The organism is Planococcus shenhongbingii (assembly GCF_030413635.1).
In the GTDB taxonomy this organism is placed as follows: domain Bacteria; phylum Bacillota; class Bacilli; order Bacillales_A; family Planococcaceae; genus Planococcus; species Planococcus shenhongbingii.
Map to the genome: position 1 here is coordinate 3,745,095 of NZ_CP129235.1, position 13,923 is coordinate 3,759,017.

General features: G+C 46.5%; 13 protein-coding genes, 1 tRNA gene and 1 pseudogene. 10 read left to right on the forward strand and 5 right to left on the reverse strand.

The features are described from left to right. Positions 1-28: 28 nt before the first annotated feature. Entirely contained in the window at positions 29-685 is a 657-nt protein-coding gene (locus tag QWY16_RS18125; protein WP_300990636.1) for a potassium channel family protein, read from the reverse strand. 534 nt (positions 686-1,219) lie between these two features. Here QWY16_RS18125 and QWY16_RS18130 point away from each other — a divergent pair. Beyond that, positions 1,220-2,257, forward strand: a complete 1,038-nt coding sequence (locus tag QWY16_RS18130) for a PTS sugar transporter subunit IIC (RefSeq protein ID WP_300990637.1) — start codon at positions 1,220-1,222, stop codon at positions 2,255-2,257. 143 nt (positions 2,258-2,400) lie between these two features. After that, positions 2,401-2,844, forward strand: a complete 444-nt coding sequence (locus tag QWY16_RS18135; RefSeq protein ID WP_300990638.1) for an NUDIX hydrolase — start codon at positions 2,401-2,403, stop codon at positions 2,842-2,844. Between the two features lie 55 nt (positions 2,845-2,899). On the opposite strand, the gene selA is transcribed toward QWY16_RS18135, so the two are convergent. From selA to selB, 3 genes and pseudogenes are all read right to left on the reverse strand, one after another. Continuing rightward, positions 2,900-4,312: an L-seryl-tRNA(Sec) selenium transferase gene (selA, locus tag QWY16_RS18140; RefSeq protein ID WP_300990639.1), complete on the reverse strand. Its 1,413-nt coding sequence runs from the start codon at positions 4,310-4,312 to the stop codon at positions 2,900-2,902. A gap of 61 nt (positions 4,313-4,373) precedes the next feature. Further along, positions 4,374-4,556 (reverse strand): annotated as a pseudogene (locus tag QWY16_RS18145) (Rdx family protein); the annotation flags it as partial. Positions 4,557-4,632: 76 nt separating this feature from the next. Then, positions 4,633-6,543 carry a selenocysteine-specific translation elongation factor gene (gene selB, locus QWY16_RS18150; protein ID WP_300990640.1) on the reverse strand — a complete coding sequence of 637 codons (1,911 nt, stop codon included), beginning with the start codon at positions 6,541-6,543 and terminating at the stop codon, positions 4,633-4,635. A gap of 188 nt (positions 6,544-6,731) precedes the next feature. Here selB and QWY16_RS18155 point away from each other — a divergent pair. The 7 genes from QWY16_RS18155 (at position 6,732) to QWY16_RS18185 (ending at position 12,297) form a co-directional block, all read left to right on the forward strand. After that, positions 6,732-6,828, forward strand: a tRNA-Sec gene (locus QWY16_RS18155). 183 nt (positions 6,829-7,011) lie between these two features. After that, positions 7,012-8,001, forward strand: coding sequence for a glycosyltransferase family 4 protein (locus tag QWY16_RS18160; RefSeq protein ID WP_300990641.1), 990 nt, complete (start codon positions 7,012-7,014; stop codon positions 7,999-8,001). 57 nt (positions 8,002-8,058) lie between these two features. Continuing rightward, positions 8,059-9,108 carry a selenide, water dikinase SelD gene (selD, locus tag QWY16_RS18165; RefSeq protein WP_300990642.1) on the forward strand — a complete coding sequence of 350 codons (1,050 nt, stop codon included), beginning with the start codon at positions 8,059-8,061 and terminating at the stop codon, positions 9,106-9,108. A gap of 70 nt (positions 9,109-9,178) precedes the next feature. Next, on the forward strand, positions 9,179-10,084 hold the full coding sequence (gene phnD / locus QWY16_RS18170) for a phosphate/phosphite/phosphonate ABC transporter substrate-binding protein (RefSeq protein WP_300990643.1): 906 nt from the start codon (positions 9,179-9,181) through the stop codon (positions 10,082-10,084). Between the two features lie 12 nt (positions 10,085-10,096). Beyond that, positions 10,097-10,852 carry a phosphonate ABC transporter, permease protein PhnE gene (gene phnE, locus QWY16_RS18175; protein WP_300990644.1) on the forward strand — a complete coding sequence of 252 codons (756 nt, stop codon included), beginning with the start codon at positions 10,097-10,099 and terminating at the stop codon, positions 10,850-10,852. A 14-nt stretch (positions 10,853-10,866) separates the two neighbouring features. Continuing rightward, a complete protein-coding gene (phnC, locus tag QWY16_RS18180; RefSeq protein WP_300990645.1) occupies positions 10,867-11,637 on the forward strand; it encodes a phosphonate ABC transporter ATP-binding protein in 771 nt (256 codons plus the stop codon). Positions 11,638-11,697: 60 nt separating this feature from the next. Beyond that, complete coding sequence (locus QWY16_RS18185) at positions 11,698-12,297, forward strand: polysaccharide deacetylase family protein (RefSeq protein WP_300990646.1); 600 nt, start codon at positions 11,698-11,700, stop codon at positions 12,295-12,297. 512 nt (positions 12,298-12,809) lie between these two features. Here the strand turns inward: QWY16_RS18185 and QWY16_RS18190 are convergent. Beyond that, positions 12,810-13,367, reverse strand: coding sequence for an NADPH-dependent FMN reductase (locus tag QWY16_RS18190; protein WP_300990647.1), 558 nt, complete (start codon positions 13,365-13,367; stop codon positions 12,810-12,812). A 135-nt stretch (positions 13,368-13,502) separates the two neighbouring features. Between QWY16_RS18190 and QWY16_RS18195 the strand changes: the two genes are divergently transcribed. Further along, the gene (locus tag QWY16_RS18195; protein ID WP_300990648.1) at positions 13,503-13,859 is read left to right on the forward strand and encodes a winged helix-turn-helix transcriptional regulator; all 357 of its coding nucleotides are present in this window, start codon (positions 13,503-13,505) and stop codon (positions 13,857-13,859) included. The last annotated feature ends 64 nt before the right edge of the window (positions 13,860-13,923 follow it).

The following is a 13,923-nucleotide window of genomic DNA, read 5'->3' on the forward strand; positions in this document are numbered from 1 at the left end:
GAACAGCTGCTTTTTCAATTTGCTGTATTTAGATGCCTCTGTCTTCCAGCCTCTTCAAATCATCTCTGTGGCCCATGACAACCAGTATGTCCCCAAGCTCAATTTGATCATTTGGAAGCGGGGCAATATTCACTTCTTCCACGCGTTTGATCGCTAATACGATGCATTTGTATTTTTCGCGGATATTTAATTGGTTTAAGGTTTTATCAGCTACTTTTGCAGATGCGACCAGTTCAATGATGCTGTATTTATTGGATAAGTCGATATAATCGATGATTTTTTCAGAATTCATATGCTGTGCAACCCGAATTCCCATCTCGTTTTCGGGCTGGATGACTTTATCGGCGCCTACTTTCTCCAATATCTTCTGGTGCTGCAAATCCCGCGCTTTGACCCAGACCTTCGCAATCCCGATTTCTTTCAGCATGAGTGTGCACAAAACGCTTGCTTGCAAGTTATCTCCAATCGCCACAATCGCATGATCGAAGTTCCGTACGCCGAGCGACTTCAGCTCACTTTCGTCCGTGGCATTAGCGACAACGGCATGGGACGAATAATCCCTTATGCCATCCACCCGGTCCACTTTTGTATCAATCGCCAGCACTTCATGGCCCAGCCGGTAAAGTTCTTTGCAAACGCTGGTGCCGAATCTGCCCAGCCCGATTACCACGACTTGTTTTTTCATGACGTTCCCTCTTTTCTGCAACAATGAAAACTCTTTGCATACAGTATAGCCTCCTGCTTTCAGGAGGTGAAGCGTTTCATTTTAAATCAATGAAATCAAGCAGACTTTTTCTGGTGGCCGCTTGAGTTGCGACCTTTTCGCAGCGAGTTGCAACCAATTGGCTATGAGTTCCGACGAATATGGTTTGAATTGCGCCGAATCCCCTTTGAGTTCCGACAGATCTATTATCTGGCGAAAATTCCGTCCATCTTATTTTGCAATTACTGCTCAAGCGTCTCTGTTCTAATAAAGTCTTCTTCAATAGGTGTTACAGTTCCGGCTAAAGTTTTGCCAACATGCTCCATTTCTTTATTTTACAATACCAACGCAAACATATAGCAAAAGGTGCAGGCCAGCTAAGAATACGCTTGAATCAACTATACTTTCACGCATCAACGTGTTAAATCGTTAAAGTTTATCTTGATTTTTGTCAGAATAGTTTCTATAGTTATTCTTATATAATTTTTCAACCCAAAATGGACAGGAGAGGTAATTATGAAAGAGTTTATCAGTAAGTTGTTGAACGGCATGAGTATCGGAGTTGTCGTCGCTTTAATACCGAATGCATTATTAGGGGAAATTTTAAAGCTGCTGATCCCATATTATCCTCCTTTCCAGCATCTATTGGATATCACGATATTCACGATGAGCCTGCTGCCGGTATTGATCGGAGTCATGGTGGGAATCACGTTTAAACTGACACCTATTCAAACCGCCAGTGTCGGCATTGCTTCCATGGTCGGCAGCGGTGTTATTGTGAAAACCGCTGAAGGCGTGATGACGCTGAACGGCATCGGGATTGTTCTTAATATCGGCATTACTGCGGCGCTGGCAGTGCTGTTCGTTCAGTTTCTTGGCGATAAGCTAAAAGCTTATGCCATTCTTCTGATGCCAACTCTCAGCATCCTGATTCCGGGTATGGCGGGGTACTTGCTGCTGCCTTATATGCAAAAGTCCACGGGGTTCCTAGGGCAGATTATCGATCATATTACGACGCTTCAGCCTGTGCTGATGGGCGCCATCATCGCCATGATTTTCTGTGTGATCATCCTGTTGCCAATTTCTACGGTAGGCGTCGCTACAGTCATCATGCTGTCAGGCATTGGCGCCGGGGCAGCCAACCTTGGAATTGTGGCAGCCGGAGTCGGGCTTGCCATCACCAGTTATAAAGCAAATTCTCTTGGAACAGCGCTTGCACACGTCCTTGGTTCGCCTAAAATTCAGATGAAGAATTTCTTGATGAAACCGAAAATCGCTTTTCCGATGCTGATTACCGCTGCCATTCTCGGCGCGCTTGCCGGCGTACTGAATATCCAGGGCACTCCATACAGCGCGGGGTTCGGTTTATCAGGCCTTGTTGGACCGCTGAATTACATGAACCTTGCTGAAGGCGGATGGAACGCCCGCAATATCACGGTGATGCTCAGCACGTTCTTGGTTTTGCCAATTCTTTTGAATGTCGCGTTGATTTACGTATTCGCCCGCAAGCTGAAAATGATTAAAGCCGAAGACTATAAATTGAATTTTGACTGATTCTGAAAATGAGGCCCATTTCGGCCTCTTTTTCTATTTTTTCTCTATCCTAAAAAGGAATGCCGCCGTCTTGCAGCGAATCATGTATAAAGCCATAAACTCCATTCCCTTCCGACAGCCAGGCCATACAAAGGAGAATCATCATGCAAAAAATATTCGGTGAAAAAATAGAAGGCATTGATTATCAGCTTAGAAAAGGGGTTTATGCCGTTATTTTCAGTCCGCAAAAAAACCAAGTGGCGACTGTGCAATTAACGCGCGGCTCGTATTTCCTTCCTGGCGGCGGCCTTGAAGACAATGAATCGCCCGAAGAATGCCTCAAGCGCGAAATGCTGGAAGAGACGGGATATGAATTAGTGGTCGGCCCTTATATCGGCAATGCCCAGCAACTTTATTATTCCAGCAGAACCAACATCGCCATGCTTAGTGACGGCTATTTTTACCTTTCTGAAATAGGCAAAAAAGTGCAGGAACCCATTGAAGAAGACCATTTGCTTAAATGGATTCCTGTCAGTGAAGCGGATCAACTGCTTTTCCATGAGCATCATATTTGGGCAGTCAAGGAAAGCTTGAAAAAGCAGCTGTAATCAGAAAAAGCAGGAAGCATAAAAGGCTTCCTGCTTTTTTATAGAATCCAGATTGTCATTCTCCCTGTTCAATCTCCATCAAGCCTTTTACCACTTCGGGCATTTCGCCCTCTTCAATCGTCCGGAAGTCGATGCAGACCCGTTCGCCTTGAATTCTGGCGATGATTGCCGGCCGGCAGCTCCTCATCTTTTCTGCAAGTTCCTGCGCAGACAACTTGACATGGGTCACGCTGGCCATGAATGTCGGCAATTCTACCCCCGGCATCGTACCGCCGCCGATTTGCGATGTGCTTTCTTTTAAATCAAGTTTGTACATTTCAGTCTGCGACTCTATTTCAGAAATGAACTTTTCCGCTTGCTGTCGGATATCTTCAACCGGCCGGATTACGTCACGGACAGTCGGCAATTCCATTGCTGCTCCTTCACCGATCACATAGGCCTTCAATGTTTCTTCTAAAGCAGCAAAAGTCAATTTATCGACTCTCAGCACCCGCGCCAATTGATGGTTTTTCAAGCGGTCAATCACTTCCTTTTTCCCGGCGATGATGCCTGCCTGAGGTCCGCCAAGCAGTTTATCGCCGCTGAATGAAACTACATCTGCGCCTGAAGCAATCACTTCCCGGACAAGCGGTTCATTACCAATGCCATATTTTTTAAAATCATATAATGCACCGCTTCCAAGATCTTCGTAAAACACTACTCCATCGTGATCGTTCTTCAGTTTAACAAGCTTTTCGGTTTCCACCGTCTCAGTGAAGCCCACCATCAGAAAATTGCTGGTATGGACTTTCATAATCATCGCTGTTTCTTCATTCAATGCCTTTTCATAATCAAATAAATGCGTTTTATTGGTTGTCCCTACTTCTACAAGTTTAGCTCCGCTTTCTTCCATAATGGAAGAAATCCGGAAAGAACCTCCGATTTCAACAAGTTGCCCGCGGGAGACAATGACTTCTTTGTGTTTAGCTAATGCACTTAATACCAAGAACACTGCCGCAGCGTTATTGTTGACAACCATAGCAGCTTCAGCGCCCGTAGCTTCTTTCAGAAGATCTTCGATGATTTCATGCCGGGATCCGCGCTTGCCTTCTGAAATCCGGTATTCCAGATTTGAGTAATTGCGTGCAGCTTTTGTGATATGGGCAACCGCCCGTTCACTCAATCTTGAACGCCCTAGATTAGTATGCAGAATGGTACCGGTTCCGTTGATGACACGCATTAAGCGATCTTCATTCCACTGACTTGCCTTATGGGCGGCATTCCCAAAAATCATATTGGTGAAATTTTGATGAGACGGCGAAAAAGGCAACTGGCCACTCAGCACTTCTTCGCGCAAATCACGAAGTTCCTGCTGAATAAACTTCGTTGCCTGTTCAGCGGTCAAGTGAAACTCTTCGCGGAACTCTTCAAAGCGTTTATCTTTCTGCAATTCATGTACCGGCGGCAGCTGGCGCAAATATTGTTTCATCTCAATTCCCCTATCTGCTTGCGGAACTCCGCGGTTTCCGCAGGCAAGCTTTCCGCAATCTCTATTTTTCTATGAGCCGGATGATCTCGTTGATGTCCGGGTGTTTTCTGGTGGCAAGCTTAGAATGGACTTTCTTTCCGTCTACCGTTACTTCGAAAGCTCCTCCTGAGCTTGGAATCAGTTCGAGCGAAGCAATGTCCGATTTAAAATGATTAAACAACTGTTCCGCAAAACTTGCGGCTCTTGGGGCATAGTTTCACTGCATGCAAAATTCGATTGAAATTTTGTAGCCCATGATCCTTCCTCCTCTCAGCTCTTTATTATTTTAATTTTACTTCAGCCGTCCAATGGCGCTGTTCTTCCAGGCGGATGGTAAGATTCAGCCCATCCAGCAATTCCAGAAACGGAATCAAGTATTTTCTCGAGACATCGAGCGCCTCTTTTGCTTCTTTTAATCCGAATGCTTCATCCGTCCCGCTTTGCAGTTTGGCTAACGCCTGTTCAAATGCATTATGGTGAATCAGCGTATCTTCGAGCAGCCGGTAAGCCTGCCTGGTGTTCAGCAGATAAAGCGTCAATTCGGGGATGTCATTTTTCGGCACTGGAGTCCCTTCAAAGTATTCATTCCATTTCTTCACTTGCAGGCCATCCTTTTCCAATGAAGCAATAATGCCTTCCATCCGGGTCTTCCACTTCTTCGGCAAATGTGGTTCAAAAGAATCCAGTGCGATAAATTGCTCGATTTTTTTGAACTTCTCTTGCCCGGTCAAAGCATTTAAGCTGTATTCAATGAACAATTTCGGATAAGCACCGCTGAGCGACTGCATGAGTTCTGCTTTGCTCATGCCTGTCCTCATCGGAAATTCTTCATGATAGCTGGCGAGCCGTTCCGACATTTCGTCTGTTATTTTTGCATATGTTTTTGCCAGGCTGTATTTTCCAGGAGATACTTCCAGCAAGCGCCCTTGTTCCAGCCCTTTCAAGAGGGTTTCCTGCAGCACATGACCATCAAGCGAGGTCTGCTGGATCAGTTGTTGAACATCCAGCACGATGTGCTTGTCCAAAACATCTTCTATTAAATCCTGCGGCGTCCCTTCTTTTATAGCACGCAGCATCGCCATCGTTTCTTCACCGAACCGGTATTTGGCGCCTTTCGGCTGGATGACCCAGCCGCCGCCCAGCGTTTTCACCGGAGTCGGCCGCCTCAAAATAAAGCGGTCGCCGCGCCGCACCACAATTTCCTCTTCCAGCCGAATCTGGCACAGCACTTCGTCTTTTGTCGCTGCAAGTTCGTTGCGGTCAAAAAAGACGATTTTGCCCATTACTTCAGAAGTTCCTACATGGACTTTCACAGGCGCCCGCTGCTTGAGCGGCGAAAAATCCTTGTCAATCAGCTGAAGCGCCACATCAATTGTATCGGTCACCATAAAATGGTCTGACGCCACGAGCACATCACCCCTGGTTACGTCTGCTTTGTCAATGCCACCCAGGTTAATCGCTGTCCGCTGCCCCGCTCTTGCCTGAAGCTGTTCCTGATGGTGAACTTGAATTTGCCGAGCCTTTACTTTATGTCCTTTTGGAAGCAGTGTCAGCTGGCTGCCCTGCTGGACAATCCCCTCGTATATCGTTCCCCGTATGACCGTACCTTGCCCCTGCACCGTAAAAACCTGATCAATCGGCAGCCGGAACGAACCGTAGGCATCACGGAACTTCACTTTTTTCAATTCGCTGAAAATCGTTTCTTTTAATTCACCGATGCCTTTGCCGGATAAGCTATCCACCAAGACACACGGAGCGCCGTCAAAAATTGTGCCTTCGAGGCGTTCCTGGATGTCATCTGCTACCAGTTCGAGCATTTCTTCATCAACCCGGTCAATCTTAGAGATGGCGACGATGCAATGCTCGATGCCGAGAAACTGAAGAATCTCCAGATGTTCTTCGGTCTGCGGCATCACCCCTTCGTCCGCGGCCACCACCAGAACCACCAAATCGATTCCCGCCACTCCGGCAATCATTTGGCGGATAAAGCGCTCGTGTCCTGGAACATCTACAATTGATACATGGGTACCATCTTCCGTCTGAAGCGGCGCATACCCCAATTCAATTGAAATGCCGCGTTCTTTTTCTTCCTTTAAACGGTCCGTATCGACATTCGTCAGCTTTTTTGTCAATGTCGTCTTGCCATGGTCAATATGCCCGGCCATTCCAATCGTAAAATAAGTATTGTCCATTCCGCTCACACGCTTTCTAAGATCGTTAGTACCTCTACTTTAATCTTCACGAAGTAGGGTTTCAAGCGAATGGCATTAATTCCCCTAAATACTGCCATTCTTTTTAATTGCTTCTGTTCCAAATTATAAAGCACCTTTCTTGCACTTCCCCTTTTTTCACTATAGACTTATACAGAACCAGCTATAATGGGGTTGGATGGGTGACTGGTGTCTTCCTGGGTCTTCAAAACCCTGAGGGGCCTGCGTGCCAGGCTCGGTGGGTTCGATTCCCACACAATCCCGCCATACATACAATTCGCAAAGGGTGCCTGATAGGCAGCCTTTTTTTTCTTGAAAAATAATCCCGCGGTTTCAGGCACGATAAGTGACAAATTCCACTAGGTTCATGATAATTAAAAAGAGATTCGTTTTTCTCCAGCGTGTTGCCAAAACCCTCTGCCTACCAGAGTTGCCAAAGGATTGAAACCCATGAAGATTATATTGGCAGCGCCTAACTTTCCGCAGCCGCGCGGCAATACCGTGACGGTCCGGAGGATTGCCGCTCATTTAGAGAAGTTGGGCGTTCAGACAGAGATTGTCTCAACAACCGAAGAAGTCAAGCCTCTGCCGTTTGGTGATTTGGTCCATGGTTTCCACACCTTTTACTTTTATCAGTTTATGCAGAAACTGGCGGAGCGCCCGGATCCTTATATTGTCACCATGACCGGCACAGATTTAAACGTCGATTTATTCCATCCGCAAAAGCGTGGAGGCGTTCTTTCTGTTTTAAGAGAGGCAAAAGCAATTCACGTCTTTGACGAAGCTGCAAAAACCATCCTGCTGAAGGAAGCTCCAGAGTTTGAATATAAGGTTTTTCCGATTGCACAAGGAGCGACTGGATTTCCCCCGTCTGGTCTGCCGCTGGAAAAAGAAGCCGGTACTTTTTTATATGTGCTGCCTGCCGGAATCAGAAAAGTGAAGAATATCCCTTCCGCTATTTCAGCACTCGGCAAGCTGCATAAAAAGTATCCTCATCTCCGGCTCTGGCTTGTTGGACCTGTCATTGAAGAAGCGGAAGCGGAAATTGTGCTGGATTTGGTTGAGCGGCATTCCGGCTGGGTCTGCTGTATCGGCGAACTGCCCCACTCCGAAATGGGGGCAGTTTACCAACAAGCGGACGCCGTGCTCAATACGTCCCTGTCGGAAGGCCAGCCCGCTGCCATTTTGGAAGCGATGAGCTATGGTTTGCCCGTCCTGGTGTCAAATGTGCAAGGAAATAGCGGCATGGTTGAAAATGGCAGCACGGGGTATCTGTACAATGACGAACAGGAATTTCTTGACTATGCGGAACAGCTGATAAATGATGATGAAGCAAGGCAGCGGCTCGGACAGCGAGCGAAACAGTATGCCGCTGAACAGCATTCCAGCATCCGTGAAGCGGAAGCTTTGCTGAAGATCTACAAGAGCCTATTGCAGTAAGCTCAGCTTTTTCTGTGCTGCCGCAAAGATTTATTTGATTAATAGGAGGGATTCCAAATGACTGAAAAAGATATGGTTAGGTTAACGTCTTTATCATCTAAAGGTGGTTGAGGCTGCAAAATTGGTCCTGAGGACCTGGCGCAGGTTCTGCGTCATTTACCGAGAAATGTAGAAGACCCAAACCTCCTTGTCGGGCTGGATACAGCCGATGATGCAGGAGTTTATAAAATCAGCGATGAAGTCGCGCTTGTCCAGACTTTGGATTTCTTCACGCCTATTGTGGATGATCCTTATATGTTCGGGCAAATCGGTGCTGCCAATTCACTCAGCGATGTCTATGCGATGGGCGGCAAGCCGCTAACCGTTATGAACATTGTCGCTTTCCCGATCAACACTCTGGACAAAAGCATCCTGGCTGAAATTTTGGCCGGTGCTTCCGATAAAGTGAAAGAGTCCGGCGCCACCCTGGTCGGAGGGCATTCCATTGATGACCAGGAGCCGAAGTTCGGATTGTCTGTCACAGGAACCATCCATCCCGGCCGTATCCGCTCGAATGCCGGTGCAAAACCGGGTGACCGCCTTATCTTAACGAAACCGATCGGCGTCGGCATTTTAACGACTGCCATCAAACAAGGCATTCTGGAAACTGAGGATTTGAACGAAGTCATGGCCGTCATGGCGGCCTTGAACAAAGATGCAGCTGAAGTCATGGAAAATTATTCGGTCAATGCTTGTACCGATATCACAGGGTTCGGCTTGCTTGGCCACACGATGGAAATCGCTAAAGGCGGCAACGTTGGCATCATCATCTCCAATAAAGACGTTCCTGTTCTGTCAAAAGCGAAAGAGCTCGCTGAAAAGCATGTCATCCCCGGCGGCACGTATAAAAACCACAGCTGGCTGGCTGCAGATATCGATTATGACAGCAGCATCAGCAAGCTGGATCAATTGATTCTTTGTGATGCCGTGACATCCGGCGGGTTATTGATCTCCGTTCCGGAAGATGAAGCGGAAGAATTGCTTCGCGATTTGCAAGCAAGAAATGTACAGTCTTCAATTATCGGAAAAGTGACCAGCGAAAACGCTGGAAGAATCCACGTCATCTAAAACAAGGACTCTGCTTGAGTCCTTGTTTTACATAATGGAAAAAATAAAAACTTAAAGCGAGGTGCCACCATTGAAAAACTTGAAAATAGCAGCGATCCTCTTGGTCCTGACACTATTATTGGCTGCATGCGGAAGCAATTCAGAAGAAGAAAATCCGACTTCCGGCGGTGAAGCAGAACAAGATACCTTTACCATCGGGGTTATTCCTGCCCAAACAGAAGGCGCTATGCAAGGGGCTATGGACAAATTGCAAACCATTCTGAGCGATGAACTTGGACGCGAAGTGGAAATTGAAGTCTACCCTGATTATAACGGCGTCGTTGAAGCGATGAATTATGACCAAATCGATATGTCTTATTTGGGGCCTTTGACTTTTGTCATTGCACAGGAAAACAGCGGTGCAAAAGCGATTATCACCCAACTGGTTGACGGTGAACCGTTCTATCACTCGTATATCATCACCCACAAAGACAACCCGTGGACTTCCATAGAAGACATGCTGAAAGATTCCAAAGAAGTCGATTTTGCGTTCGGCGACCCCAATTCAACTTCCGGTTCTTTGATCCCTTCTATTGAATTGCAGGACCGCGGTGTCTATAAGTCGGAAGATGACCATCAATTCAATTCTGTGCGCTATACCGGATCGCATGATGCAACCGCTTTGGCTGTCCAGAACAAACAAGTCCATGCAGGTGCAATCGACAGCGCCATCTACAACCAATTGGTTGAAGCAGGAAAAATCGATGATTCCCAGTTGAAAATCATTTGGGAATCGGAAGAACTTTTCCAGTATCCTTGGGCTGTTCTCGAAAGCACCGATCAAGACACGATCGAAAAACTGCAGCAGGCTTTCCTGGCGATCGATGATCCGGAAATCCTTGACGCTTTTGGGGCAAGCGGCTTTACAGAAGCAAAAAACGAAGATTATGAAAGCATCAGACAAGCAGCAATCAAACAGGGAATCATTAAAGAATAGAGTTGATTTTGGGTGTGGTTTAAAAAAAGCAATTTACTGACATTGGCTATATTGATCATATTCGTCTTTCTCAGCATGAGGCTGACTGAATTCGATCTGTCGAAATTCAAGGATTTCCGCAACATGATCGATTTTCTGTCGCAATGGTTCCCTATGGACTTTTCTTTGCTGCCGGACATGGTGCAGGATACGCTTGAAACTTTGGCAATGGCCTTTTTGGGCAGTTTCCTCAGTCTCGTGATCGCTTTGCCGATCAGCTTTATCGCGGCCCGGAACACATCCCCTTCGCCGTTTCTGTTCCAGTCTTCAAGAATCGTGCTGAGCTTTGTCCGTTCCATTCCGGAAATTGTCTTCGGTTTGATTTTGCTGACGACACTCGGGCTTGGTCCTTTTCCGGCAGTGATTGCCATCATGTTCCATAATGTCGGGGTATTTGGCAAATTGATCTCTGAATTGATCGAAGCGGCCGACCCGGGACCGCAGGAAGCGATGAAAGCCGTTGGATCGAAAACCTGGATTGCCAACCTGTTCAGCATTCTGCCGCAGATTTGGCCGAACGTCCTGTCCCAATTTTTCTACCGCTTCGAAGTGGCCATCCGGACTTCGCTTGTTTTAGGATTTATCGGTGGAGGCGGAATCGGGCAGCGCTTGTTCAATGACTTTAAAACGTTCCAGTACTCATCCGTTTCGCTTGATGTATTGATCATCATGATCATGGTGATTATCATCGACTTTTTAGCCAGCTATGTCCGGAAACGGATTATATGAAGGAGGCAGGCTCCATGATTGATATAAAAAATTTATCTGTCCTTTATGATGGAAACACTGCAGAATCTCTTTCTGATGTAAATTTGTCACTCCAGAAAGACGATTTTATCTGCGTACTGGGAAAAAGCGGCGCCGGTAAATCCACATTTATCCGCTGCATCAATGGCTTGCAAAAACCCACATCCGGCGAAATTTATCTGGATGGCAAAACCATTACGAACGCCAGTGAGGATGGACTTCGTAAAATCAGGCGGGAAATGGGCATGATCTTTCAGCATTTCAATTTGATTCCCCGGCTCAGCGTTCTGCAGAACGTGCTGACCGGCACATTCGGTTACCGCTCTTCTTTTAAAAACCTGATTGGCTGGTTTACAGCGGAAGAATTGGACTTTGCGAAAAGCGTCATTGCGGAAGTCGGGTTGTCCGAAATGGTGGATCGCCGGGTAGAGCAGCTGAGCGGCGGGCAGAAGCAGCGTGTCGGCATAGCGCGCGCCCTGGTTCAACAGCCGCGTGTGCTGCTCGGTGATGAACCGGTGGCAAGTCTTGATCCGGGCACGTCGAACCATATTTTCACTTTGCTGAAAGAAATGCACGCGCGCCTCGGTTTGCTGACGGTCATCAATGTGCATGACATTGAACTTGCCAAGCGCTATGCTACTCGCATCATTGCTTTAAAAGACGGAAAAGTTATTTTTGATGGCCTTCCTGAGAATTTTATGGAAGCCGAATACCGGGAAACCTACGAATCAAAATCCCAGGATTATTTCTTCGGCGCTGAAATCTGAATTCACAAGGAGAAGATCAGCATGATTAAAAGCCCCTGAGCAGTTGATAGTTCCAGAGTCGTGTACGGCTCTTCTAACCCCGATATTGTAACCGTTAATCCGAAAGCTGGAGAAAAATCCGTCGTCCTTACATTTGACGATGGCCCCAGCCGGGCATTGCCGCAAATTCTGGATGTGCTGAAACAGGAAAACGTCCCTGCCGCTTTCTTTTGGCAAACGCGCATCTTGTATTCAGCAAGACCCTGGAAACGGGTTCTCGAAGAAGGCCATCAAATCGGTTCACATACGACCAAACATCTGAACTTAGTGAATCTTTCTTTTGAAGAGCAGTATCAGGATATCAAAAACAGCATCGCAAAAATTGAACAAGTGACTGGTTCTGATGTGAAGTATTTCCGCCCGCCGTTTGGCCAGTTTAATGAGGACACTCTTCAAGCAGCAAAAGCGCTAGATGTGAAGACGGTGATGTGGAGAGTGGCTTCCATGGACTGGGAGCTGAAAAAAAGCCCTCAGCAAATAGTGTGCACTGTCCGGGATAATCTCGAAGACGGCGCCGTTATCCTGCTCCATGAACTGCAGCATACCGCGGATATTCTGCCGGACCTGATCAAAGCGATCCGGGAAAAAGGCTATAGCTTCAGCGAATTTCCAGCTGAATAGAAAAAGAGGTTTTGGAATAGTTGAAATTGTATTAGTTATCATCCCTTAACCGATATTCCGCCAAACAGCTGCGCTTGCCGCGGGCGAGCGCCAAGCCGCTTCGTCGCTGCGCTCCTGCAGGGTCTCGGCTGTCTCGCTTTCCCGCAGGCGTCTTCGCTGTTTGGCTCCATATCTCGATAGCAGGAAGCCACTAGAGAGAGCTTTCTTAAACAGTCACTCTTGTAGAGAATCTCTAATAGCGATAAAAGGAAACTGAATGCAGCGGAAGGTGGGCGACTCCTGCGGAAATAACATGAGCTGAAGGCCCCGCAGGAGCGAAGCGACGAGGAGACTGAAGCCATGTCCGCGGAAAGCGTCCCACCTGGAGCGAAATGAGAAAAGGCTATCGAGAGTTTCTCGACAGCCTGAGGTATTGGAATGAACTCATTCCAATACCTCTTTTTGTTTTACCGTATTGATTTAAGATCTTTATGTAATAAGCATAAAGTATAATCTATAAAAACCTTTTAAATTCACGCGTATTGAGTTTTTGCCGTTTGTTCCATCCACTGCTGGAAGTTGGCAGCCACTAAGTCTAAAAATGCGATAGTTGCTTCATCCGTAATATCTCCTGCTTCGTCCATTTTTGTATGAACGGCGCCGACATATACTTCATTGGCCATAAGAACTGGAGACTGCAGCCCTGCTGCAAACAAAATGTCGCGTAAATGGGCCTGTGCTTTTACTGTGCCAAGGTTCCCCATTGAAGCTCCCATAATCCAAGACGGCTTGCCGATCATCACTTTTTCAACGCGCGATAACCAGTCAATGGCGTTGCCAAGTACACCGGGAATTGTTGCGTTATATTCAGGTGTGACCCAAAGTACAGCGTCTGCAGCTTTGACTCTTAATTTGAAATCCGTTACTGCTTCCGGCGGGTTGTTTTCGATATCTTGGTTGTATAAAGGCAAACCCGATAGATCTAAAATCTCCAGATCAAATTTGTCTGCGTATCTTTTTTGTACGTACTTCGCCAATTTTTTATTATAAGAATCTTCACGAACACTGCCTACAATTGCCACTACTTTCATTTCCGTCCACGTCCTTTAGTTAGTTATAATGAAAAATGGTTCCAATTACATTATGATGTATATATAGCGTTAATGTAAGTAGGCACAAAAATGTTTCATAGTATCAAAAAAGGTACTTAGAAGGAAGTGAAGTAGTTGAAAGAAAAAATCAATCCCGAACAATGTCAGGTAGTAAGTTCCCTCAATACCCTTCTCGGGAAATGGAAACCCATTATTCTGCAGCATTTATTAGCAGAAGGCACCCTTCGGTTCAATGAGCTGAAAAAACGCATACCTGATATTACACAAAGAATGCTGACGCTTCATCTGCGTGAATTAGAAGCGCAAGACTTGATCAAGCGTGTTGTGTATCCGCAAGTTCCGCCAAAAGTAGAATACTCATTAACTGAGTACGGCAAAACGATTGAACCTCTTATGAACACTTTACATGACTGGGGAAAAAATCATCTGCAGCATATTGAAAACCTGAAAAAGCTGGATAAGCTGGATTAGTTGGATTAAGAAGGATAACATTTATTTCCGCTTCGCCCGCTTTGGGCAGGGCTTCCGCTGGAGA

What these genes read in the sequence shown, in the direction of transcription:
- QWY16_RS18125 (WP_300990636.1), bottom strand. Translation starts at nt 685, where the DNA reads ATGAAAAAACAAGTCGTGGTAATCGGGCTGGGCAGATTCGGCACCAGC.
- QWY16_RS18130 (WP_300990637.1), top strand. Translation starts at nt 1,220, where the DNA reads ATGAAAGAGTTTATCAGTAAGTTGTTGAACGGCATGAGTATCGGAGTT.
- QWY16_RS18135 (WP_300990638.1), top strand. Translation starts at nt 2,401, where the DNA reads ATGCAAAAAATATTCGGTGAAAAAATAGAAGGCATTGATTATCAGCTT.
- selA (WP_300990639.1), bottom strand. Translation starts at nt 4,312, where the DNA reads ATGAAACAATATTTGCGCCAGCTGCCGCCGGTACATGAATTGCAGAAA.
- selB (WP_300990640.1), bottom strand. Translation starts at nt 6,543, where the DNA reads ATGGACAATACTTATTTTACGATTGGAATGGCCGGGCATATTGACCAT.
- QWY16_RS18160 (WP_300990641.1), top strand. Translation starts at nt 7,012, where the DNA reads ATGAAGATTATATTGGCAGCGCCTAACTTTCCGCAGCCGCGCGGCAAT.
- phnC (WP_300990645.1), top strand. Translation starts at nt 10,867, where the DNA reads ATGATTGATATAAAAAATTTATCTGTCCTTTATGATGGAAACACTGCA.
- QWY16_RS18190 (WP_300990647.1), bottom strand. Translation starts at nt 13,367, where the DNA reads ATGAAAGTAGTGGCAATTGTAGGCAGTGTTCGTGAAGATTCTTATAAT.